19 protein-coding genes are annotated in these 22,489 nt (G+C 70.3%); 7 read left to right on the plus strand and 12 right to left on the minus strand.

All coding sequences use genetic code 11. The annotated features are described in order from the left end of the window. Window positions 1-23: 23 nt before the first annotated feature. The 4 genes from BUE44_RS22550 to BUE44_RS22565 form a co-directional block, all read right to left on the minus strand. Complete coding sequence (locus BUE44_RS22550) at window positions 24-374, minus strand: STAS domain-containing protein (RefSeq protein WP_073500805.1); 351 nt, start codon at window positions 372-374, stop codon at window positions 24-26. Further along, on the minus strand, window positions 371-1,462 hold the full coding sequence (locus tag BUE44_RS22555; RefSeq protein WP_073500806.1) for a cobalamin B12-binding domain-containing protein: 1,092 nt from the start codon (window positions 1,460-1,462) through the stop codon (window positions 371-373). The genes BUE44_RS22550 and BUE44_RS22555 overlap by 4 nt, the downstream gene beginning before the upstream one ends. Then, window positions 1,459-3,123 carry a PP2C family protein-serine/threonine phosphatase gene (locus tag BUE44_RS22560; protein ID WP_079189975.1) on the minus strand — a complete coding sequence of 555 codons (1,665 nt, stop codon included), beginning with the start codon at window positions 3,121-3,123 and terminating at the stop codon, window positions 1,459-1,461. The genes BUE44_RS22555 and BUE44_RS22560 overlap by 4 nt, the downstream gene beginning before the upstream one ends. Before the next feature lie 188 nt (window positions 3,124-3,311). Further along, entirely contained in the window at window positions 3,312-4,499 is a 1,188-nt protein-coding gene (locus BUE44_RS22565; protein ID WP_073500807.1) for a PP2C family protein-serine/threonine phosphatase, read from the minus strand. A 97-nt stretch (window positions 4,500-4,596) separates the two neighbouring features. Here BUE44_RS22565 and BUE44_RS22570 point away from each other — a divergent pair, with 97 nt between their 5' ends. Beyond that, window positions 4,597-5,091, plus strand: coding sequence for a MarR family winged helix-turn-helix transcriptional regulator (locus tag BUE44_RS22570; RefSeq protein ID WP_073500808.1), 495 nt, complete (start codon window positions 4,597-4,599; stop codon window positions 5,089-5,091). Window positions 5,092-5,343: 252 nt separating this feature from the next. Beyond that, window positions 5,344-5,625: a hypothetical protein gene (locus BUE44_RS22575; RefSeq protein ID WP_073500809.1), complete on the plus strand. Its 282-nt coding sequence runs from the start codon at window positions 5,344-5,346 to the stop codon at window positions 5,623-5,625. A gap of 288 nt (window positions 5,626-5,913) precedes the next feature. On the opposite strand, the gene BUE44_RS22580 is transcribed toward BUE44_RS22575, so the two are convergent. Then, window positions 5,914-6,774 (minus strand): ABC transporter permease, encoded by an 861-nt coding sequence (locus tag BUE44_RS22580; RefSeq protein WP_079189994.1) that lies wholly within the window; start codon window positions 6,772-6,774, stop codon window positions 5,914-5,916. A 230-nt stretch (window positions 6,775-7,004) separates the two neighbouring features. Between BUE44_RS22580 and BUE44_RS38695 the strand changes: the two genes are divergently transcribed. Next, window positions 7,005-7,184, plus strand: coding sequence for an RCC1 domain-containing protein (locus BUE44_RS38695; protein ID WP_235002362.1), 180 nt, complete (start codon window positions 7,005-7,007; stop codon window positions 7,182-7,184). Between the two features lie 359 nt (window positions 7,185-7,543). After that, a complete protein-coding gene (locus tag BUE44_RS39615) occupies window positions 7,544-7,750 on the plus strand; it encodes a hypothetical protein (RefSeq protein WP_073500811.1) in 207 nt (68 codons plus the stop codon). 29 nt (window positions 7,751-7,779) lie between these two features. On the opposite strand, the gene BUE44_RS22595 is transcribed toward BUE44_RS39615, so the two are convergent. Then, on the minus strand, window positions 7,780-8,145 hold the full coding sequence (locus tag BUE44_RS22595; RefSeq protein ID WP_073500812.1) for a DUF805 domain-containing protein: 366 nt from the start codon (window positions 8,143-8,145) through the stop codon (window positions 7,780-7,782). 567 nt (window positions 8,146-8,712) lie between these two features. Here BUE44_RS22595 and BUE44_RS22600 point away from each other — a divergent pair. Continuing rightward, complete coding sequence (locus BUE44_RS22600; protein ID WP_143172551.1) at window positions 8,713-9,075, plus strand: hypothetical protein; 363 nt, start codon at window positions 8,713-8,715, stop codon at window positions 9,073-9,075. Between the two features lie 637 nt (window positions 9,076-9,712). On the opposite strand, the gene BUE44_RS22610 is transcribed toward BUE44_RS22600, so the two are convergent. Further along, entirely contained in the window at window positions 9,713-11,626 is a 1,914-nt protein-coding gene (locus BUE44_RS22610) for a lamin tail domain-containing protein (RefSeq protein WP_235002364.1), read from the minus strand. A gap of 701 nt (window positions 11,627-12,327) precedes the next feature. Between BUE44_RS22610 and BUE44_RS22615 the strand changes: the two genes are divergently transcribed. Further along, window positions 12,328-13,779, plus strand: coding sequence for an endo-1,4-beta-xylanase (locus BUE44_RS22615; RefSeq protein WP_073500814.1), 1,452 nt, complete (start codon window positions 12,328-12,330; stop codon window positions 13,777-13,779). Between the two features lie 247 nt (window positions 13,780-14,026). After that, on the plus strand, window positions 14,027-17,671 hold the full coding sequence (locus tag BUE44_RS22620; protein WP_073500815.1) for a glycoside hydrolase family 3 C-terminal domain-containing protein: 3,645 nt from the start codon (window positions 14,027-14,029) through the stop codon (window positions 17,669-17,671). Between the two features lie 331 nt (window positions 17,672-18,002). On the opposite strand, the gene BUE44_RS38700 is transcribed toward BUE44_RS22620, so the two are convergent. From BUE44_RS38700 to BUE44_RS22645, 5 genes are read right to left on the minus strand one after another with little or no spacing between them, the layout of a single operon-like run. After that, on the minus strand, window positions 18,003-18,422 hold the full coding sequence (locus BUE44_RS38700; protein WP_079189977.1) for an FAD-dependent oxidoreductase: 420 nt from the start codon (window positions 18,420-18,422) through the stop codon (window positions 18,003-18,005). 29 nt (window positions 18,423-18,451) lie between these two features. Beyond that, the gene (locus BUE44_RS22630) at window positions 18,452-19,264 is read right to left on the minus strand and encodes an ABC transporter permease (RefSeq protein WP_073500816.1); all 813 of its coding nucleotides are present in this window, start codon (window positions 19,262-19,264) and stop codon (window positions 18,452-18,454) included. Next, window positions 19,261-20,043 carry an ABC transporter ATP-binding protein gene (locus BUE44_RS22635; protein ID WP_073500817.1) on the minus strand — a complete coding sequence of 261 codons (783 nt, stop codon included), beginning with the start codon at window positions 20,041-20,043 and terminating at the stop codon, window positions 19,261-19,263. Before BUE44_RS22635 ends, BUE44_RS22630 begins: the two co-directional genes overlap by 4 nt. Window positions 20,044-20,062: 19 nt before the next feature. Further along, complete coding sequence (locus tag BUE44_RS22640; protein ID WP_073500818.1) at window positions 20,063-21,385, minus strand: LLM class flavin-dependent oxidoreductase; 1,323 nt, start codon at window positions 21,383-21,385, stop codon at window positions 20,063-20,065. A gap of 39 nt (window positions 21,386-21,424) precedes the next feature. After that, entirely contained in the window at window positions 21,425-22,465 is a 1,041-nt protein-coding gene (locus BUE44_RS22645) for an aliphatic sulfonate ABC transporter substrate-binding protein (RefSeq protein ID WP_073500819.1), read from the minus strand. Between the last annotated feature and the right edge of the window lie 24 nt (window positions 22,466-22,489).

Here is a 22,489-nt window from a genome sequence, read left to right on the forward strand (position 1 = left end):
CCCAGCTGGGCACGCGCCGGGGTTTATTCGGCCTGTTGGGCGATGTGTGGGTGGGTGAAGAGCTGCTGGAGTCCGGTGATGTCGAGGAGGCGCTGAAGGAACGGGGGCCGGTTGTCCAGGTGCAGTCGTACGGAGTGTGCGCCGGCGTGGCGGTGGATCATCAGGAGGGAGGAAACGCCGACGGAGTCGCAGAAGGTGAGTTCGGCGCAGTCGAGCCGCAGGTCGTGCAGGCCGGGGTGGTCGACGAGGTGTCGCCGTGCCTGCTGGACCACGGTGTCGCCGACGTTGTAGTCGAGGTCGCCCGCGAGGTGGAAGCATGCACTGCTCCGCCCGCACTCGACGGTCACGGTGAAAGGTGGGGGGATCGGCGTCATGCGGGTGCTCCGGGGTGTGATCCGGTGGTGGTGGGCGCGCGGTCCAGCGCGAAGCGAGCCTGGTCCAGAAGCCGTGTGGCGCGGGGGAAGTCCTTGAGTTCGGCGGCGAGGATGTCCAGGGCGGGGTGCAGGGACCGGGCGGGTACATGGCGTGCGGTGAGGATGCCCGCGGTCCAGGTGATGAATCCGGTGAACAGGTCGTCGTCGTCGGTGTAGAGGGCGACGGTGAGGAACTCGACGATGTGCGCGATGTCTTCGGCGGTCCGCTCACGCTGATGGGCGGTGTAGGCGGCCATCGCGGGAAAGCGGTCTTCGAGCTGGACGAGGACCGTCTTGACGAGCTGCGGCTGGGTGCGGGCGACGAGCGTGTACTCCTGGTCGGCCAGGTGGGGAAGATCATCGACCTGATGGCGCCCGCTCGCGAGGTTCGGAGCCGGGATGCCGTCGGTGAGCTGCCGGGCGGCCGCGCGTGCGTCCGGTGCCCAGGCGTTGGCGCCGAGGAGGCGTGCGTAGCGGCCGTCGTGCCCGAAGGCGGCGCCGCCGGCGAGTACGGGTATGCCGATGGCCTGGCATGCGGTGATCGCCGCGTGGGCGGTGGGCAGCCTGGTGGGGATGGAAGAGGAAAGGGCCACCGTTTCCGCACCGCTGTTGTGGAGGTGGGCGATGAGGTGCTGAGTGGGCACCTGGGCGCCGAGGAAGTCGACCCGCCAGCCGCGCAGGGTGAGGACCTCGGCCAGGAGCCGGGCCGGCAGGGAATGCCATTCCTGGTCCACGCAGGCCACGGTGATGTGACCGCGGGTGGGCGGGGTGCGAGGGGCGGGGTGGTGGGCGAGAGCGGCGATGACCCGTTCGGTGATGGCGCTGGCCGCGTGCTCCTGCGCGACGCTGAGCCGGTTGGCGGCCCATTCGGTGCCCACCTTCGTCTGGACCGGGGCGATGAGGTCCAGCAGGACCGTCTCCGTATCCATTCCGTTGTCCAGAGCCGTGAAGACGATGCCGGCGGCGCGGTACTCGTCACGGGAGGTGACCGCCTCCCACAACTGGTCTCGCAGCTCCTCGGTGCTGGTGACGAGGGTGGGGGCGTTCATGCGGTGTACCTGCCTCGGGTGTGGCCGTTCACGGCGCTGAGGTGGTGGGTGTGGGGTGCGCTGATGGCGATGAGCGCCATGTCGTCGTGGGGACCGTTGCGCACCCACTGGGAGGCGAGCATCTGGATCCGGTCGACGACGGCTTCGGCCGGCATGTCGGCGCATTCGGACAGGGCCTGCCGCAGGCGCTCGTCACCGAACATCTCGTCGCCCAGCGGGCCGCCGCGGGCTTCGGTGAACCCGTCGGTGTGCAGCAGGCAGGTGTCGCCCGGCCGCAGGACGGTCTCCACCGTCCGGGCCTCGATCGTGGGCAGGACCCCGATCAGCGAACCCCGGGTGGGAACGTGTTCGACGGTTCCGTCGGCACGGATCACGAGGGGGTGGGGGTGGCCGGCGGAAGTGAGGCGCAGACGCACCTCGTTTCCGGCTCGTTGCACCGAAGCCAGGACTAGTGTGGCGAAACGGGTGTGATACGAGTTCAGCAGGGCTCCGTTGAGGAGCCGCAGCATCCTTTCGTGGTCGTCGGCCATCGGCAGCAGCGCCTGCAGGGTGTTGCGGATCTTCCCGGTGAGCACCGCGGCTTCCAGTCCCTTGCCGCACACGTCCCCGAGGACCACCAGTGAGGCGTCCGTCGCGGCGATGCCGGGGTGCACATCGTAGAAGTCGCCTCCCACCTGTTCGGCGGCTCCGGCGGGCCGGTAGCCGCCGGCGATCTCCACTCCGTCCAGGCGTTGCAGGGTCGGCGGAAGCAGATCCCGCATCAACGTCTGGGTTATGGCGCTCTGCTCGCTGTAGAGGCGTGCCGCGGACAGCGCGGCGCCGGCCCGGGCGGCGAACAGGCGGGCGAAGACTTCTTCGTTCTCGCTGAACTGCGCGCTACCGCTGCGGCGGAGCAGGATCAGGGCACCCGCCGGTACGCCGTGGCCGGGGAGGGGGGTGACGACGACCGATCCGATCGTCTCGGTGAAGTCCTGCGGCAGGGCCCATGCGGGCAGTGCGGCGGGGTCGATCCAGCGGGAGGGCACGGGCGGGAATCCCTGCAGTGCTTCCGCGAGCCCCGGCAGATCGGACGGGTCCGCGCCGAGCAGGGCGCGTTCCGCCGCCTTCCCGTCGACGGCCCGGGCGAGCGGCAGTTTGCCGCCTGTCGCGGGGGCGACGACGACGGCGACGTCTGCGAGGTACTCGGCGGCGAGCTGCGCGGTCGCGGCCATGCACCTGCCGGTGTTCAAAGAGGCCAGCAGGACATTGGACGCCTCCGAAAGGAACCTGGTGCGTTCGCGCTCCGTGGCGAGCGCCTCCTCGGCCAGGCGCCGGTCGGTGTCGTCGACCAGCCACCACACCACGCTGCCGTCCGGTGCGAGGGAGGGATGCGCTTCGAAGCTGTTGGCCGCGATCCGCCCTGACACAGACGCGGGAGCCGTCCGGTCCCCGTCCGTACGGGTCGCGGGGACGGTGCCGACGCACACGTCCCTGTGCGCCTCGGCCAGCCAGGCCGGTGCGACATCCGCCATGCTCACCCCGGACGCCGCACCCTTGAGCAGGACGCCCGCCGCGTCATTGACCGCGAGCACGGTTCCTGACCGGTCCGCCATGATGACGGGATAAGGGGCCAAGCCCCACAAACTGGTCTGGTCTGCGGTGTTTTCCCTGGATGAGGCCATAGAGAGGGCCCGCCCTGGGCGAACCGCACCACCTTCCTCTGCTCTACGAAAAATGCTTGCCGTGCGGCAAGCATCCTCCAGGGGTGACGTGGATAGCAACCCGCCCCCTCGTCCCGCGTTCCATGGTGCCCCTGACGGCGTGCTGCGCAGGGAGCGCCCGCCGCGGAACCGGAACCTCCACAGGCTGTTCACACAAGGGTGCCGACGGGACGTCCGTACCAGTCCAGGCACATCACGAGGGAGTCGTCGGCGGCCGGGCCGGAGCCACGGTGTCCGAGGAGCTCCTGCAGCATCGCCCGGGGCACCTGGGAGGCGGGCAGCAGGCGGGTGCTGGTGATCGACTTGGTCAGGGCGCGCAGGCTGTACTTCTCCCCGCCGGGTGACAGGGCGTCGTAGACGCCGTCGCTGATGAAGAACAGGCGGTCGCCGGGTTCGAGAGCAAGGCGCTGAGGTACGTAGACGGTGTCGTCGAACATCCCCAGGGGGTTCTGGGCCTCCAGCTCGACCGTCTCGACCGCACCGGCGCGCAGCCGCCACATCCGCGGCGAGCCGGCATCGATGACCTCCACCTCTCCGGTGGGCAGGTAGAACCGGAGCAGCAGGGTCGCCAGATACTTGGCGCCCCCGTACTGCCCGTGGACGGCCTGATCGGCGAGGTACGCCTGGTCGCTCAGGCTCAGTCCGGCACGGCGGGCGTTGCGCAGGGCGTTGACGGCGAGGTTGGTCAGCAGCGCGGCGTCGATCCCCTCCCCCATGCCGTTGCTCACGGTCAGGTACAGGTCGTCGGCGGAGGCGGACCAGTCGAAGCTGTCGCCGAAGATGGCGTACGCGGGCTCCAGCTGGGCTCCGAGGCTGTACTCGGGGCGGGCGCACGAGCGTCCGGGCAGCAGCTGCCACTGCATCTCGGCGGCGAGGGTCAGGCGCTCGGCCCGTCGAGCCTGGAGGAACACGTCGGTGTCGCGTTCGGCGACGACCACCTCGTGCGCCAGTGCGTCCGCGAAGAGCTGAAGTTCTCCGACCACGCTGGTCCCCACCGTGTCGCCGTTGATCGGGAGAGTGACGCTCAGCACGCCGAGGCGGTCTCCGCGGACACTGACCGGCAGGTGCACCGTCACCGTGGATGCCGGGGCGTCGTACACGCAGTGCGGCTCCTGGGCGCCGAACGCACGGCCCGGTGCGCTCTCGTGGACCGGCAGCGGCCGCAGGGTGTGCGGCAGCACACCGACCGGCTGCAGCTTCGTCATGGCATAGTCGGCCATGAGCAGCTCCACCGCTCGAGCCCGGAAACGGTCTTCGATCAGGGAGCGGAGCACGTCGAAGATCTCGTGGGGCGCGGCCTCGCGCAGGGCTCGCTCAGCCGCACTGGTTCTGTCCACCGGTACCGGTCTCTCTTTCCTTCACATATCTTCATCTACGCGACTGCTCACCTCGACCAGCCGGAACGGGCTAAAACGGCCCACTCGGGAGTGTCACATGAGAGAGGCCCACACCTACCACGACCAGCACGCCTCCCTGGCCGCGCCCGGAATCGGCGGACTGCTGGAGCTCCTGGAGACTGCGTGGGAGCACAACCGCGCCTCGCTCAGCACCGCGCCGCTCTCCTCCGCCCAAACTCGTGTGATGTACATCATCGACCGCGAGCCCGGCATCAACCTGAGCACGCTCGGCCAGCGCCTCTGCGCGGCCGCACCGTCCGTCACCCGCCTGTGCGACCGCCTCCAGGCCGCCGGATTCCTCCGGCGCATCCCCCATGCCGAGGACCGCCGCGCCACGCAACTGGAACTCACGGAAGCCGGCATCAGTCACCTGAACGGCATCCGGCACCGGCGGGAGCAGATACTGCGGCAGGCCATGGAGCGTATGGGCCCCGGGGCGCAGCGCGCGCTCGTCGTCGGCCTCAGCGCCCTGTGTGAAGCCGTCGTCGAACCCGCCCAGCAGGACGAGCGCGGGCGCCCGGAAACCGCCTGATCCGCGCACTCCGGCGCCGCACGCCGGCGCGCAGACGTCGCGGGGTGAGCACCCGGAGCGGTGGCCAACCGGGTGGTTCCGCGCCGGGAGCCAGCGGGCAGCACAGCGGGGCGGGGCCCGGGCACTGTACGGGGCGTCAGGCGGGGACCTACGCGGGGGCGTTTCCTCTGAGAGCGCTCTCCGCTAGCCTGGGCGGGCACGCGGCACTTCCTGACAAGTCCACGGACATCCCCTCACGGAAGGCTCATTGCCATGCGGAGACTGGGCACGGCCACCGCGTTGACCCTCGCACTCGCCGCCGCGCCGATGGCCCTCGGCGGCGTCGCCGCCACGGCGAGCGCGGCGACGGGCACACATGACGCCGCCACCGCGCGCCCGGCGACGGGCGCATGGGTGAACACCGGCGAGACCTACCCGCAGTACTGGATCTGCGTCTACGTGGGCAACCAGAAGGTGGGCAGCGGCCAGGCGGTGAACTTCTCCTGCCCGGCCGGTCCCGCCGGCTCGTACGCCCTGTGGATCCTGACGCCCTGACACCCCCTGACGATCTGACGTGCGCCGGGCCGGTCCCGGCGGTGCGGTGGCCTCGGGCCCGCCGACATCGCCGGGGCCGGCCGCACTTCTGCGGGTCGTGGCCTCGTTTCATCGCCGGCGCTGGTCGTGGCGCTCGCCGACGTCTTCAGCGGGGCCTTCCAACGCCCCGCAGGACGACGCGGACCGGGACCCGGAAGGCGCCGGGGACCGGGGGCGGGGCGCGGAACGGCGGGGCAGCGGAGCCGGGCCGGCTTGGCGGCCGGCCCTCGGAGGGGCGACGTCGTACCGCTACCCGGCCTCCGCGCGGCCCCAGCCGTGGCGGATCCGCCACGCGGCGAAGGCCCCGGACGCCGCGGCCACCGCGAGCAGCACGGCGACGCCCCGCAGCGTCTGCGGGGCCTCGCCCGCCGAGGCGTGCCGCAGCGTCGTCGCCGCCCAGTAGCCGGGTGAGGCCGGGGCGACGTCCCGGACCCACCCGGGCAGGACGGCCAGCGGCACCATCGCACCGCCGACGTTCGTCAGGCAGAACCCGCCGATGTCGAAGGTCGCGCTCAACTGGCCGAAGCTGCGCGCGGTGACGCCCACCGCGCTGCCCATCGCGAGCAGTGCCAGGCCCCAGGCGGCGCAGGCGACGCCCAGCAGGCCGGGCGAGCGGACCGTCACCCCGCAGAAGACCACTCCCGCGGTGAGGACGACGGCCTGCTGGGCGGCGAGCACCCCGAAAGCCGGCACCGCCTTGCCGACAAGCAGCTCGAACGGCCGCACAGGCGCGACGCGCAGCCGGTCCCAGGTGTGCCAGACCCGCTCGGACAGGATCGAGCCGCCCACGATCGACAGCGCCGGCAGCGAGAAGGTCACCAGCGCCCCGATCGCCGCCTGCCCCGCGCCCGCCGGTCCCTCGGCCGCGACGTACAGCGGCCGCAGCGCGAGCATCACCACGACGGGCATGACGAGCCGTCCGACGAGCGGCCCGGGGTCGCGCAGCAGCAGAAGCGTGTTGTGGCGCACCAGGAGCCCGGCGCGTGGCAGCCCGGCCCACGCGGTACTGGCGCGCGGCAGCACTGGGTGCTGCGGCCGTCGCAACGTTCGCGACCGCAGTGCCCGGTGCAGCACATCCTCGCTCGACCGCCCGGTTATGTCCCAGAGCATGGCCCGGGTCACCAGGCACAGCGCCTCGCTCGTGCCGTTCCGGGTCGCCCCGGCCCAGCCCCCCAGTGACCGCGGGCATACGCGGTGGCGAAGGCGTACCAGCTCAGCTCCGACGGTCCGCGCAGCCCGTACGCGCCGTGCCCGGCCAGCAGCAGACTCGCCCGGAGCGCACGCGCCGGCTCCGCTCCCCGCAGGCCAACGGGGCGACTGGCACCGCCACCGGCACCAACGTGCCGACGCCAGTCTGCGCACTGCGCGGGGCGACCGCCATCAACGCAGGCGACGCGCACACGTGCGCGCTGCTCAGCGACAGCACCGTCGACTGCTGGGGCAGCAACTATGCCGGGCAGCTGGGCGACGGCACCACCAACGATCGCGCTACTGCAGTACCGGTGAACGGACTGGGGTAGACACACAACACGCTGCCGCTGCGTGCGAGCCACACCGAGCCCGCTGCGCGACCTGCGGCTGTGGGTCTACTGCCAGCCCAGCCCCTTCCACCAAGAATTCGCCGAACTCCTGGCCGCGGCCGGCTGCCGCGGCGTCAACGTCGGCTCCGACCACGTCGGGCCCGACATGCTGACCGGCTGGAAGGCCACCGCCAAGGGCACCACCTATTACGACTTCGCCGACACCGAGCGCCTGGTGCGGCTGTGCACGCAGCACGGCATCCTCACCATGGTCGAGGCGCTGTTCGGCATGCCCGGCGAGACACCGCAGACCATGCGCGCCTGCGTCGAGGATGGTCGACCCCGCAGACCACCACCGCGTGAGCCTCCCGCCCCTCGGCGGCACCAGCGAGAACGACAACAACTACGCCGACAACCCATTCCTCACCAGCCTCGTCGGCCCCGGCTACACCGGCGCCTTCTGGTCCCACTGGCGCGAACGCGAGGAGATCATGCGCCAGGTAAAGGACAGCGGCATGGCCGAGCCCGCCCCGCCTGCCGGCCACAGGCCGCCTGGTGAGGCGTGAGGCCGATGCCCCGTCATGAGGGTTCGGTGTCAGAGGTGGGCGGGCGTGGGCTTGGGGTTCGGGCCGTGGGCATTCGGCACTGCGTCGCCCTCGGCACAGGTGATGACGAGCATCGCGATCCCGCCCAGAAAGGGGATCAGACCGATCAGCATGAGCCAGCCGGACTGGTTGATGTCGTGAAGGCGCCGGACGGTGACCGCGATGCTCGGAATAAAGATCGCAGCGAGGTAGAGGTAGTACGGGATCATCGCGCTCGTCGTGCGGGCCTGCAGACCTATGCCTGCCAGCACGACGAGCGCGATGATGTTGAACAAGTTGTACATCCAGAATTCCCGGCGGCGGGCGCGCCCGTTGAAAACGGCGTACTTCTTGAGCACGTCGACGTACCAATGCACGGTGGTTCTCCCCAAGTGACCGATTCCCGACCGGTGGCCGATGCGCCTCAGCCATCCGGGGCCGGGCAGCAGACAGTAAGCGGCCTGACCTGCACAAGTCAAGGTTTCAACGACACCCTGGCCGGCTTGGCAAAGCCGGCAGAAAAACCCGTGAGGACGGCAGTTGCTGCCGCGCCCACCCAGATGCGCCGACGTTGCTGCCACGTCTGAGGAGGCAACCCGGCGGGCACTCACAGTGCTCAGGGAGGCACGGTCGCTGGCCTGGGTGGCACGGAGGTTGCTCCGGCATGGAGCACCGAGGGTGAAGTTGCCCCGCCGAGGACCTCGCCTTCGGCCGCGGATCGCACCGGGTCGCCGGAAAGCCGGGCGCGCGGGTGATCTCCCGTGCGTCGCCTCGTCTGCGCCTCGCGGATCGGGGCGTGCGGGTCTGAGTGGTCGACTACCGCCAACTTAGCCGCCTCTACGAGCACCATCCCCGCGCCCCCCGGAACCTCGGGCCCCCCGGGCCTGGCCGCTGCACGCCCATGCGTCGGAGGGGACCCCTTCGCGGTACCTACAGCGGTGAACATGGGCCTCGCGGGGGCCGTCGCCGGGTGGCTCGTGGAGAGCGCTGCGCTTACCGCCCCTGCACTGGTCGCCCGCAGGCTGCTGCTGCCGGGCTGCCCGTGGCTCTCCCGCGGGGCGATATTCAGGCGGGTCACGGCCTACGGGGCGCTCGCCGTCGTCGTCGCCACCATCGCCGCGGCCGGCCTGTCCGCCGGCTTCGGATACGAGCCCCCGCAACTGAGCACGCAGCAGGTCGCCGGGACATGGACGTACCACCCGGGCACAGGAGTCCGGTCCCAGGAGGTGGGCGTCTCCGTCGCAGGCTGCGTCATCGGCGACCCCGACGAAGAGGACCTCTACATCCTGCGACACCGAGGACTGTGAAACGTTCGGCTCTGCTCCGTAGTCGGTAGTGACGTTCAGTAGCAGTCATTGCGGCACGATCCTCTTTGTCCGGGTGGCGCCCGCACGCGTGCGCCACCCGGCCCCGGTCATCCAGTCCGCGGCACACACAGAGCTCAGCGTCTCCGTGGGAGAGCAGGTGAGGCCAGCGCCGCCGCTTGTTCATCCGCCCCATGTCCCACGGCGGTCCCAGAGTCGCTGCGATGTCGTTGAGCTTCGCGCCGCAATGCACTGGGCCGCTGGCTGCGGTGGAGCCGAACTCGGCCAGGGTGCGCATCACGGTCACGCGGCGAAGCGTGCCATCCGGCCTGCTCCACCGTCCACCGCCACCCGTGGCTGCGCGGGCTGGATCGCCTGCGGCGGCGCCTCAGACGATTCAGCCCAGCACGACCGGGCCGAACACGAAGACCGCGCCGCCGGCACAGGATCAGCGCAGAGAGGTGTGACGCCGCCGAGAAGGGTTGCCCTCCCGCTCCTCAACCGCATGCCGATCTCCTGGCAGTCAGCGGGTGGGTTTGGTCGTCACCCCGGCTGCCAGGAGCTTCATCGACGCGTGGTGCTTGGGCGCCTCACCTTGGAGGCGGCCCCGTGCGTGAGCGGTCTTCCGTGGTCTGCGGGATCAGCAGGGGAAGGTGCCGCTGTAGAGGGCGTGGCCGTCGGAGGAGGTCTTGGAGCCGAAGCCGTAGATGCCGTCGTCGGACCAGACCGCTTCGCGGGAGCCGCCCACGCAGGTGGACGTCGGGGCGATCGCGAAGCCCTCCAGGTTGTCGATCGGCATGACTGCCGGGTTCGTGTAGGCCGTGTCCGGGACGATCGCGCCGCCGGCGTCGACCTTCATGAAGGTGTGGGTCTCACCGCAGGTGTTGTCGCAGCTCGCGATGATGCGCTGGGTTCCGGCGTCGAACGCCACGTCCATCACCGCGGTCTTGCCGGTCGCGATCGTGCCGAACGTGGTGAACGCGCCGTTGGAGTTCAGGCCGTAGGCGTGCAGCGTGCCGTCCCACTCCAGGCCGGCGAAGAACAGGCCCGAGCCGTGCAGCGGGTAGTTCGCCGGGTTGTAGGCGGCGCCGGTGAGCGGGTCGACCCAGCCGTTCGCGGTCAGCCAGCTGTCCGGCACGTAGCCGACGCCCTCGAAGCCGAGGTTGGCGTCGTCCTTGTCGCCCGTGTTGAGCTGCGGGAACTGCGAGGTCATGTCCCACTGGTGGACCGGCGTGAGCGTGGAACCGGTCGCGGCCGGGTCGAACTCCAGGATCGTGTCCTCGGGGACGGTGTTCTTGGTGTTGTCGCGCTCGGAGGTCACGTAGATGTGGCCGTTGCCCCCGATCGTCAGGCCCTCGGAGTCCGGCTCGCCGGAGCCGCCCGAGAAGCGGATCTGCTTGCCGCTCGTGCTCCACGACGGGTCAGGGATCCACTTGCCGTTGCTCTTGACCAGCTTGAACAGCCAGTCCTTGTTCTTGACGGCCCACAGCACCGACGGGTTCGACGGGTCGAAGGCCAGGCCGCTCACGTCGCGGCCTTCGGGGCCGGTGGACGTGGCGAAGGCGCAGACGTTGTCGGCGATCGTGACGTCCTGGCCGCCGGGCCATGCCAGGGTGCCGGACGGCGTGGAGTGCGAACCCGAAGGCGCCTCGGGGGTGCAGCCACTGGTGAGGGAGCCGCCGCCGCCGAGCAGTTGGCCGGGCTGGCCGCCCGTCCCACCGGTCGTACCGCCCGTGGTCCCGCCGTTGCCCGAGCAGGAGTTCGCAGTGCCGAGCGTCGCGGTCGTGGCGGTCTGGAACCAGCCGGTGCCGTTGGCGCAGCGCTCGTCCGACGGCTGGGCGCCGCCGGTCGCCCACGTCACCGAGTCGACGGTGTCGCCGTTGTTGTCGACCAGGAAGGCCGAGTCGTTGTCACCCAAGCCGATCGTGGAGTCGAACGTGACATAACCGCCCGCCGGGATGCTGGTCGCGCTCGGCGAGGAGGACGAGATATCGGCCGCCGAGTGGCCGGTATCGCCGTCGACGTACTTCCACGAGCTGACGCCGACCGAGCTCGTACCGCCGTTGTACAGCTCGACGGTGTCCGAGCCGTTCGAGGTGACCTCGTTGATCCGCACCTTGCTCGCCGCCGGTATCGATGACGGGCAGCCCGCGGCGTTCGCGCTGCCGAAGGTTGCCGACGAGGTCGCGGTCACCCACGCCCCGGTGCCGTCACCGCCGCAGCGCGCCATCGCCGGCTTGGCCTTGTCGGTGGCCCAGTCGACGCGGTCCACCACCGTCCCACCGGACGTGTAGACCACCAGCTTGTCCGAGTCACCCAGCCCCTTGGGCGAGTTGAAGGTGACGAAACCGCCGGCCTGGATCGTGTTGGACGACGGGCTGAACGATTGCGCCGAGAAGCTGTCGTCGGACATCTTCCAACCGCTGACGCTCACCGCGGTGGAGCCGGTGTTGTACAACTCCACGGAGTCGTTGCCGGACGAAGTCACCTCGTTGATCCGGACGTTCTGGTAGCCGGCCGGGTCCGCCGCAGCCGCGGGCTGCGCGGCAAGCATCCCGGTGACGACAAGACCTGGGAAAGTCAAAGCTGCGGCGCACAGTGTGGCGACGCGGGCACGCGAGTGAGTTGTAGGCACGGGGTCGAACTCTGCTGACAGAACCTTGAGTCCGCGTGTACTCCGCATGAATGTCACCTGCTGGCCACAGCAACGCCAGGCGGACACCCCCACCTTGCGAGGCGACGGCATCCTCCACGAGTATCAACACGCCACGGTGACCTGCATGGATGCGGTTTTCGGCACCCGCAGGCCCAGAGCCGGAATCAGTTCCGGCACGTGCGCACGGAACAGCACCCGAACCCGATCCGTGCACGCGCGGTCCCCGAAACGTCGACGCCCAGGGAACCGAAATCTTTCGATGCCCCCGCGGCGCGCCGGGAAAGGAATGGAGCGCCCCTCGGTCCGATCGCCCCTGGCCGGGACACCACGAGGGGAGCGAGTGGGCCAAGGCCGCACCCACACACGCCTGTTGCACGGGGGGAAGCTGCGGTGTGAGATGTATTGACGCGTTCCGGCGGGCGTCCTAAGGTGCCGCGAAACGATCGTGAGAGCCTCGAAAATTTCGCCCTGCCCGCCAGTGGAGGTCGGCAAGATGTTAGCGCTCACCTCCGCTCCACGGCAGGCAGTGCGCCGATAGCAGCAGGGCACCGGCCACCGGCCGATGCCCTGTCCCCCCACCGTAAGGAGCACCTACCGACATGTCTTGGCTCAACAGACATCGAAGCATCCACAGGAAGGCGGTAGCGGCGGCCACCGGGGTGGCGGTCAGCGCCTCGCTGGCTGTCGTCGCCCTGGCGGCGTCGGCGCCCCACGCCGCGGCGGCGAGCTCGCTGGGCGCGGCGGCTGCGCAGTCGGGCCGGTATTTCGGTACCGCGGTGCCCACGAGCAAGCTCGGTAATTCGACGTACTCCACCATTCTCGACCGGGAATTCAACATGATCACCCCGGAGAACGAGATGAAGTGGGACACGATCGAGCCCTCCCGGGGGTCGTTCAACTTCGGTCCCGCCGACCAGATCGTCAGTCACGCGCAGGCCCACGGTCAGCGGATGCGCGGTCACACCCTGGTGTGGTACCAGCAGTTGCCGGGGTGGGTGTCGGGTCTGTCGGCGTCCGATCTGCAGTCGGCGATGGACAACCACATCACGCAGGAGATGACGCACTACAAGGGCAAGATCTACGCGTGGGACGTGGTCAACGAGGCGTTCGCCGACGACGGCAGCGGCCAGCACCGCAGCTCGCCCTTCCAGGACAAGCTCGGCAACGGCTTCATCGAGCACGCCTTCCGCACCGCCAGGACCGCGGACTCCTCGGCCAAGCTCTGCTACAACGACTACAACATCGAGAACTGGACGGACGCCAAGACCCAGGGCGTCTACAACATGGTCAAGGACTTCAAGGCCCGCGGCGTCCCGATCGACTGCGTCGGCTTCCAGAGCCACTTCGGCAACGGAGGGCCGCCCTCCAGCTTCCAGACCACCCTGTCGAACTTCGCCGCCCTCGGCGTCGACGTCCAGATCACCGAACTCGACATCGCCCAGGCCGGATCCACCCAGTACGCGAACACCGTCAAGGCCTGCATGAACGTCGCACGCTGCACCGGCATCACCGTCTGGGGCATCCGCGACAGCGACTCCTGGCGCTCCAGCGACAACCCGCTGCTCTTCGACAGCAACGGCAACGCCAAACCCGCCTACACCGCCGTACTCAACACCCTCAACGGCGGCGGCACGACCTCGCCGCCGACCTCGCCGACCACACCGCCGACCAACGGTGGCACCAGGGCGATCAAGGGGGCCGGCTCCGGACGCTGCGTGGACGTACCCAACTCCACCACCACCGACGGCACCCAGGTGCAGTTGTGGGACTGCAACGGCCAGGCCAACCAGCAGTGGACGTACACCTCCGCCAGCGAGCTGACGGTCCTGGGGAGCAAGTGCCTGGACGCCGCCGGAACCGGGAACGGCACCAAGGTGCAGATCTACTCCTGCTGGGGTGGTGACAACCAGAAGTGGCGCGTCAACTCCGACGGAACCATCGTCGGGGTCCAGTCCGGGCTGTGCCTGGACGCGACCGGCGCCGGCACCGCCAACGGGACGCTGATCGAGCTGTGGACCTGCAACGGCGGCAGCAACCAGAAGTGGAGCTGAACCGGTAGCAGTGCCACCACCCCCCGGCCTCGTCGCAGGCCGGGGGGTGGTGCAGGTCCCGGAAGCCGGGAAACAGTTTGCCGGGGAGGAACATCCGGGACTGCAACGGCGGCAGCAACCAGCAGTGGACGCTGAGCTGACAGCAGCCGCGCTCCGAGAACCGCATCACCCACCCCGACGGCCCGCCGGCGCTCCCGGCGGGCCACCGGCGTGGGAGCCGCACGATCCCGACACCCGAGGAGGCGCTATGCGCTTACTGCAATCAACTGCGACGCACGCGGTCACGGCGGCCATGTGCGCTCTGGGCCTGCTCTGCACCGCCACCCCGGCGCACGCCGGACCCCCCGTCGCAGCCAGCCCTTCGGTGCCGATCTACCTGGACACCGGCTACTCGTTCCAGGAGCGGGCCGCGGACCTGGTCTCGCGCATGTCGCTCGACGAGAAGGTCCAGCAGTTGCGCACCAACAGCGCACCGGCCATTCCGCGCCTGGGCGTGCAGCAGTACACGTACTGGAGCGAGGGCCAGCACGGCATCAACACCCTGTTCGCCAACAACAATCCGGGGTCGGTGACCGGCGGCGTGCACGCCACCAGCTTCCCCACGAACTTCGCCGCGTCGATGAGCTGGGACAAGGACCTCATCTACCGGGAGACCACCGCCGTCTCGGACGAGGCCCGCGGCCTGCTGGACAAGTCGCTGTGGGGCACCGGGCAGAACAACCTCGGGCCGTCGAAGGACGACTACGGCATGCTCACCTACTGGGCGCCGACGGTGAATCTCGACCGGGACCCGCGGTGGGGCCGCACCGACGAGGCGTTCGGTGAGGATCCGTACTTCGCGGGGCAGATGGCCGGAGCGTTCGTCAACGGCTACCAGGGCCAGAACCCCGACGGCACCGCGCAGAGCAAGTACCTCAAGGTCGCGGCCACCGCGAAGCACTACGCCCTCAACGACGTGGAGCAGGACCGCACCGGCATCAGTTCGAACGTCTCGGACGACGACCTGTACGACTACTACACCGCCCAGTTCAAGAGCCTCATCGAGAAGGCGCACGTCGCCGGACTGATGACCTCCTACAACGCGATCAACGGCACGCCGTCGGTTGCCAACACGTACACCACCAACCAGATCGCCCAGCGCACCTACGGTTTCGGCGGGTACATCACCTCCGACTGCGGCGCGGTGGGCACCACCTACCAGAGCTTCCCCGCCGGCCACGACTGGGCTCCGCCGGGTTGGACCACGGACCGCAAGGGCGGCAGTGCGACCTGGACCAACACCGCGACCGGGCAGCAGGTCTCCGGTGCCGCCGGCGGCCAGGCCTATGCGCTGCGGGCGGGGACCAACGTCAACTGCACCGGTGCGGAGGCCACGACACTCAACCTCGAACAGGCCATCAAGGCAGGGGTCCTGAGCGAGGGAGTCATCGACAACGCGCTGCTGCACCTGTTCACGGTCCGGATGCGGACCGGAGAGTTCGACCCGGTGGACAAGCAGCCGTACACGAAGATCACCAAGGCCGCGATCGAGTCGCCGGCGCACCAGGACCTCGCGCGGGCCGTCGCTGACAACGCCCTCGTCCTGCTGCAGAACCACGAGGCCGGCGGCGACCGCAAGCCCCTGCTGCCGGCGGACCCGGCCGCGCTGGGCAAGGTCGTGATCGTCGGCGACCAGGCGGGCAAGGTCACCCTCGGCGGCTACTCGGGCGACCCCACCAAGAAGGTGGACGCGGTACAGGGCGTCACCGCCCAGGTCAAGGCGGCCAACCCGGACGCCCAGATCGTCTACGACGCTGCCGGCACGTCCACCACCGCGAGCGGCGACGCCGTTCTCAGCGACCAGACCCGAGCCGACATCCGCAGCGCGGACCTCGTGGTCATCGCGGTCGGCACCGACGAGGCCACCGCCGGCGAGGGCAAGGACCGTAGCGGGCTGGCCCTGCCCGGCAACTACGGCAGCCTCATCGACCAGGTCACGGGCCTGGGGAACCCCAAGACCGTCCTGGACATCCAGTCCGACGGGCCGGTGGCCATCGAGGCCTACCGTGCCAAGGTCGCCGCCATCGTCTTCGCCGGCTACAACGGCGAGAGCCAGGGTGACGCCCTGGCCGACGTCCTGTTCGGCCGGCAGAACCCCGGCGGGCACCTCAACTTCACCTGGTACAAGGACGACTCGCAGCTGCCGGACATCTCCGACTACGACCTCGCGCCGAGCGGCACCGGCGGTCTGGGCCGCACCTACCAGTACTTCACCGGCACCCCGACCTATCCCTTCGGGTACGGCCTGAGCTACAGCGCCTTCGCCTACTCCCACATCCGGGCCGACCGCCACTCGGTCGACGCCGACGGAACCGTCGGGATCAGCTTCGACGTCACCAACACCGGCTCCGTGCCCGGGGCCACGGTGGCGCAGCTCTACGCGGCCGGCGACATCACCGTCAAAGGCAGGGAACTGCCGGACAAGCGCCTGGTCGGCTTCCAGAAGACCAGGGTCCTGCGGCCCGGCACCACGCAGCACATCACCCTGCGGGTACGCGTCCCCGACCTGGCCTTCCACGACGGCCAGAAGGCCAGGCAGGTCGTCTACGACGGCCGGTACCGCTTCGAGGTCGGACCCGACTCGGCCACCACCGCCGGATCGGCCCAGGTGACCGTACACGGCAGCCTCACCCCGCATGTCCGGTACGTGACCGTGCAGCCCGAGTCCGTGGCCTACGAGGCGGGCGACACCATCGACCTCACCGCCCGCAACCAGTGGATCAAGGACGACACCGACCCCGCCGCCCAGCCCGGCCGGAACATGGGCGTCACCGCCGACCATGTCGTGCAGGCGGTCAACGACGACGGATCGTTCCTCGACCTGTCCAGGACCGCGGTCCGCTATCGCAGCAGTGACCCGTCCGTCGCCACCGTGAGCCGGGCCGGCCTGGTCACGACGGTGGGCAACGGTGTGGCGACCATCAGTGCGACCGTGCACGGGGTGACCGGGTCCGCGGTGATCCGCGTCCACCACACCCTGGCCGTCTCCTCGTCCGCGCGCATCGTCACCCCGGGAGTCGCCGTCACCGCGACCACCACCTACACCAACACCGGCCCCACCGCACTGCCGCACGCCTCGGTCGCCCTGGCAGCGCCCGACGGCTGGACGGCCGTACCGACGTCCCTGGCCACCTTCTCGACAGTTCCGGCCGGAGCATCGGTCACCACCACCTGGACCGTCACTCCCCCGGCGGACACCAAGCCGGGCAGCTACTCACTGGCCGCCTCCGCCACCTACCAGGGTGCAAAGGCCGGCGACGCCGCGGCCGGGCAGCTGCTCGTGCCCTACGCGTCGGTCGACGACGTCATCACCAACGTCGGCATCAGTGACGACGCCGACCCCGGCAGCGGCGACATCGACGGCGGCGGCCAGAGCCTGTCGCAGCAGGCCCTCGCGGCCCAGGGAATCGTCTCCGGCGGTAAGGTCGTCCACGACGGCCTGACCTTCACCTGGCCGACCACCGGCACGGGCCGGCCCGACAACATCGTGGCCAGCGGGCAGACCGTCCCGTTCACCGCAGAAGGCAGCACCATCGGCTTCCTCGGCACCGCGGACTACGGCAACGCCTCGGGCACCGGAACGATCACGTACACCGACGGGACCACCCAGGACTTCACCCTGTCCTTCCCGGACTGGTGGGCCAACAGCCCCTCCACAGGCAACGACGTCCTCGCCACGACCGACTACTTCAACAACGGCGGCGGCAAGGTCCAGCAGAAGGTGAGCGTGTACGGCGCCACCGTTCTGCTCCAGGCCGGCAAGACCATCGCCTACCTGACCCTGCCGGACGTCGGCCCGAACGCGGCCACCAGCCAGGTGGCGCTGCACATCTTCGCCATCGCCGTCGGCTGACAACCGCCGTAGCGCGGCGACAGATCGGCGCGGCCGTGCGGCCCGGGTCCCCACCCGGGCCGCACGGCTTTCCTGTCCGGGCAACGGCCGGCACACCCCGGTCGGCGCACCGCCCGCAGGGAGCCGGCAGGCGGCCGGCGATCCCGGGGAGGTGGCCGGCCGACATGTCCGACTACCCTGGGGTACGAACGCCGCGTGCACACGGGGGCCGCAAGCGCCCCGGGAGCGGTGCGGACCGTTCGGGTCCGCGGTCGGGCGAGTCCGGTGCGCCGTCAGTCCAGGTGTACGACGCCGGCCTGGACCGGGGCCTGTTCGCCGTAAGGTGCACCGGTCACGACGAAGACGAGGCCTGGTCGGTGCCACGATCCCGTGCCGGCCAGCGGGATGGTGAATCGGCTGTAGCCCCGCGGTATCGGCGAAGACAACCGCGTCCACCTGCCGGGATCACCGAGTGCCCGGTTGACGAAGAAGTCCTCGTCGCTGTTGGCGCTGACGACGACGGTGTTGTCGCTGCTCGGGCCCGCACATGAACGGCCACCCGTGCCGTCGCAGCAGCACGGCCCGACCCACCCACCAAGATGCCGGTGCCGACCGAGGCCGTCGCGCCGCTGGCCCCCGTGTGGCCCTTGTCGGCCAGCACCACGTCGGCGCCGGCCTGGGCGGCCTTGATCGCGGCCCAGGTGCCGGCCGGTCCGCCGCCGATCACCAGGACGTCGGTGGTCAGCCGTTGTTCGGGCTGTGTGCTCGTCATGACATCTCGTTCCCTTCGGGTGGCGCGGGTCAGGGCTTGAGGCGGCCGGCGGCGAAGATGGCGGCGGACCACACCGACAGCCCCGCCGCGAGGGTCCACACCACCAGGAGCGCCCAGCCGGCGCCGACGTCGCCCCGGCCGAGGAAGCCGATCCGCTCGACCTGGACCAGCCAGAAGACCGGGTCGAAGCGGCTCAGGACGTCCCAGGTCGGCGGCAACTCGCGGACCGAGTAGAACAGTCCGCCGAGCAGGCCCAGCGGCAGCACGACGAGCGACTCCATGGCGTAGACGTGGTCCAGCGATTTCGCGAGGCTTCCCGCGATCACGCCGACCTGCGCGGCGGCCAGCAGGACGCCGAGCGTGCCGAGCACCAGGACCAGGGGGTCGGCGACGCTGCCGCTGTGGGTGAGCGGGAGCGCCACGGCCAGCACTCCGGCGCCGACGACGACGCCCCGGGCGATACCGCCGCCGACCATGGCCGCGTTGATCTCCCACCACCGCAGCGGGCTCGCGAACAGGTCGTGGATGTACCGGTCGCGCCGGGCCTCGAACAGGCTGGTGGTCCCGTTGAAGAAGCCGACGTTGACGATCGCCTGCGCGAACAGGCCGGGCACGATGAACTTGCCGTAGCCGACGCCGTCGACCGTGTCGACGTGGCGCCCCAGGGCCGACCCGAAGACGATGACGAACAGCGCCGTCGACAGCACCGGGCCGGCGACGCTGTAGCGCCAGATGTTGAGGAAGCGCAGCACCTCGCGTTCGAGGAGCCACAGGAACGGCGACCGCTCCGCCCGGAACGGCTCCTCGTACGACGGCAGGACGGGCGCCTCGGCGGCGCTCATGACGCCACCTCCTCGGCCGTGATCACCCGGTTGTAGACCTCCGAGATGTCCCGGGCGGCGTAGCGGTCCCGCAGCGAGGCCGCGGAGCCGCGGTCGACGATCCGGCCGCCGCGCAGCAGCGCGATCTCGTCGCACAAGGTCTCCGCCTCCTCCAGGTAGTGGGTGGTCAGCAGCACGGTGGTGCCGCCGGCGTTGAGGCCCTTGACCAGCCGCCAGATCTCCGAGCGCAGCTCGACGTCGACGCCGGCCGTCGGCTCGTCGAGGATGAGCAGGCGCGGCCGGTGCATCAGGGCCCGGGCGAGTACGAGCCGCCGCTGCATGCCGCCGGACAGCTCGTAGGCCCGCACGTCGGCCTTGTCGTCGAGGCGGAAGAGCTGGAGCAGCTCGTCCGCGCGCCGGACGGCCGCCCGGCGGCCGACGCCGTGGTAGCCGGCGTGGTAGATCAGGATCTGCCGGATCGACAGGAACCGGTCGACGTTGATCTCCTGTTCGGCCAGGCCCAGCAGCCGCCGGGCCTCACGGCTGCGGTGGTCGTGGCCGAAGACGGTGAGCGTGCCCGCCGTGGGACGGACGATGTTGCACACCGAGCCGATCAGCGTGGTCTTGCCGGCGCCGTTCGGGCCGAGCAGGCCGAAGAAGGCGCCGTCGGCGATCTCCAGGTCCAGTCCGGACACGGCGGTGAAGCCGTCCCGGTAGGTCTTGCTGAGCCCCCGGACGAGGAGGGCCGGCGGGCTCCCGCCGCCTGGGAGGGCGGCGGGAGCACCGGGGGTTGGGGACATCGGACACCTCGGCCTTCGCCTAGTGGAACTGGTTGGCCGGCACCGGGAGCCCGTAGTGCTCGCGGAGGGTGCTGCCTTCGTACTCCTCGCGGAACAGGCCCTTGCCGCGCAGGATCGGCAGCACCTGCTCGATGAAGGTCGCCAGGCCGGACGGCAGCGCGGGGGCCATGATGTTGAACCCGTCCGCGGCGCCGCCCACGAACCAGTCGGTGATCGTGCCCGCCACCTGTTCGGGCGTGCCGACGAACTCGAAGTGGCCGCGGCCGCCGCCGAGCCGGGACAGAATCTGACGGACCGTCAACTGCTCGCGCACGGCCAGCTCGATGATCAGATCGGAGCGGCTCTGCGACCCTTCGAGCTTGGGCCGGGCGAGGATGGCGGCCGGCAGCGGCTCGTCGAGGGCGAACGCCGACGGCTCGGTCTCGAAGACCGCGGCGAGCTGCCGCAGCCCGTACTCCGGTATCCGCAGGTCGTCGAACTGCTGGGCCAGCTCCCGGGCCTCCCGCTCGGTCGACCCGATGTACGGGACGATGCCGGGCAGGACGATCACGCCGTCCGGGTCGCGCCCGGCCGCCGCGGTCCGCGCCTTGATGTCGCGGTAGAAGTCGGCGGCCCGCTCGTAGGTCCGGTGGGCGGTGAAGATCGCCTCGGCGTGCCGCGCCGCGAAGTCCTTGCCGTCCTCGGAGGAGCCGGCCTGGACGAGCAGCGGGTAGCCCTGCGGGGGACGTTCGACGTTGAGCGGGCCGGCCACCGTGAAGTGCGCCCCCCGGTGGTCGATCCGGTGGATCCGTCCTGGGTCGGCGTACAGTCCCGCCGCCTTGTCGGCGACGACGGCCTGCGACTCCCAGCTGTCCCACAGCGCCTTGGCGACCCGCAGGAACTCGTCGGCCCGGGCGTAGCGCCCGGCATGGTCGGGAATGGTGTCGAGGCCGAAGTTGGCCGCTTCCTCCGCCCCGGCCGAGGTGACGATGTTCCAGCCGGCCCGGCCGCCGCTGACGTGGTCCACCGACGCGAGCCGGCGGGCCAGGTTGTACGGCTCGTTGTACGTCGAGGAGACGGTGGCGATGAGCCCGATCCTGCTGGTCGCCTGGGACAGCGCGGTCAGCAGCGTCAGCGGTTCGAGCTGGCCGGGCGGGCGGAACTCGCCGGTGCCGGTGATGGCCGGGCCGTCGGCGAGGAAAAGCGAGTCGAACTTGGCGCTCTCGGCCAGCCGGGCGAGTTCGATCCAGTGCCCGAGGTCGAAGTCGGCCCGCGGGTTGCTGTCGGGCAGCCGCCACGACGCCTCGTGGTGGCCGGCCTCCATGAGGAAGGCGTTGAGGTGGAGCCGGCGTTGCGCGCTCATGATTGCTCTTTCTCCGTCGGTTCGGTGGCGGGCACGCGGTCAGCCGAGCTTCGAGCTGTCGAAGCCGGCCGGCAGCAGGCTGTCGGTGACCGTGGCGACGTCGACCTTCTTGGTGATCTGGCCGGCCTCCAGGAAGGCGTCGCTGAGCTTCTGCTCGGCGGTGATGTCCGCCGGCTCGACCGGGGTCACCCGGGTCTCGACGGTGGTCAGGATCGACTTGGCGTCGGCCAGCGGGATGCCCTCCTCCTTGGAGAGGGCCGCCGCGTACTCGTCGGGGTGCTTGACGCCCCACGCGAACTCGCCGGACAGCCGCTTCAGCAGGTCGGTGAGGGCCGCGCGCCTGGCCGGGTCGTTCAGCGACTTCTCGCTGGCCACGTAGTAGTTGCTGGTCTGGTCGATCGGCGGCAGGCCCTTGGCCAGGATCCGCGCACCCTGCTTGACCGCGATCGCCGACTGCGGGTTCCAGATCGCCCAGGCGTCCACCTTGCCGGTGGCGAACGCCGTGGCGCCGGCCGCCGGGTCGAGGAAGGTGAGCTGCACGTCCTTGGTGGTCAGGCCGACGCTCTTGAGCGCGTTCAGCGCCAGGCCGTGGGCCGAACTGCCCTGCGGGACTGCGAGCTTCTTGCCCTTGAGGTCCACGAGCGTGCGGATCGTGGAGCCCTTGGGCACGATGATGTTCTCGGCCGGCTGGGTGGGCGTGAGGGAGCGGGTGACCGCGACGATCTTGAAGCCGAACTCCTTGGCGGCGCCGGTGATCGGCGGCACGTCGCCGACGCTCCCGAGGTCGATGTCGCCCGACGCGGCGGCCTGCACGAGCGGCGGGCCGAAGGTGAACCGGGCGAACTTCACCTTGTAGCCGGCGTTGTCGAACGCGCCAGTGGTCTTCGCCAGTTCCTGGCTGCCGTCGCCGCCGTTGTCGCCGATGGTGAAGGTGTACTTGCTCCACTCCGGGTGGCTCGCGGCCGACCCGCTGGGGCCGGCCGGCGGCGCGGCCTTCGATGACGAACCGCAGGCGGCGAGGCCGGCCGTCAAAGCGAGCACGCCAACGGCGCCGAACAGTCGGAAGGTCGTTCTGGACATGTGTTTCTCACGTGCTTTCTGTCG

The organism is Actinacidiphila paucisporea (assembly GCF_900142575.1).
Classification (GTDB): Bacteria; Actinomycetota; Actinomycetes; order Streptomycetales; family Streptomycetaceae; genus Actinacidiphila; species Actinacidiphila paucisporea.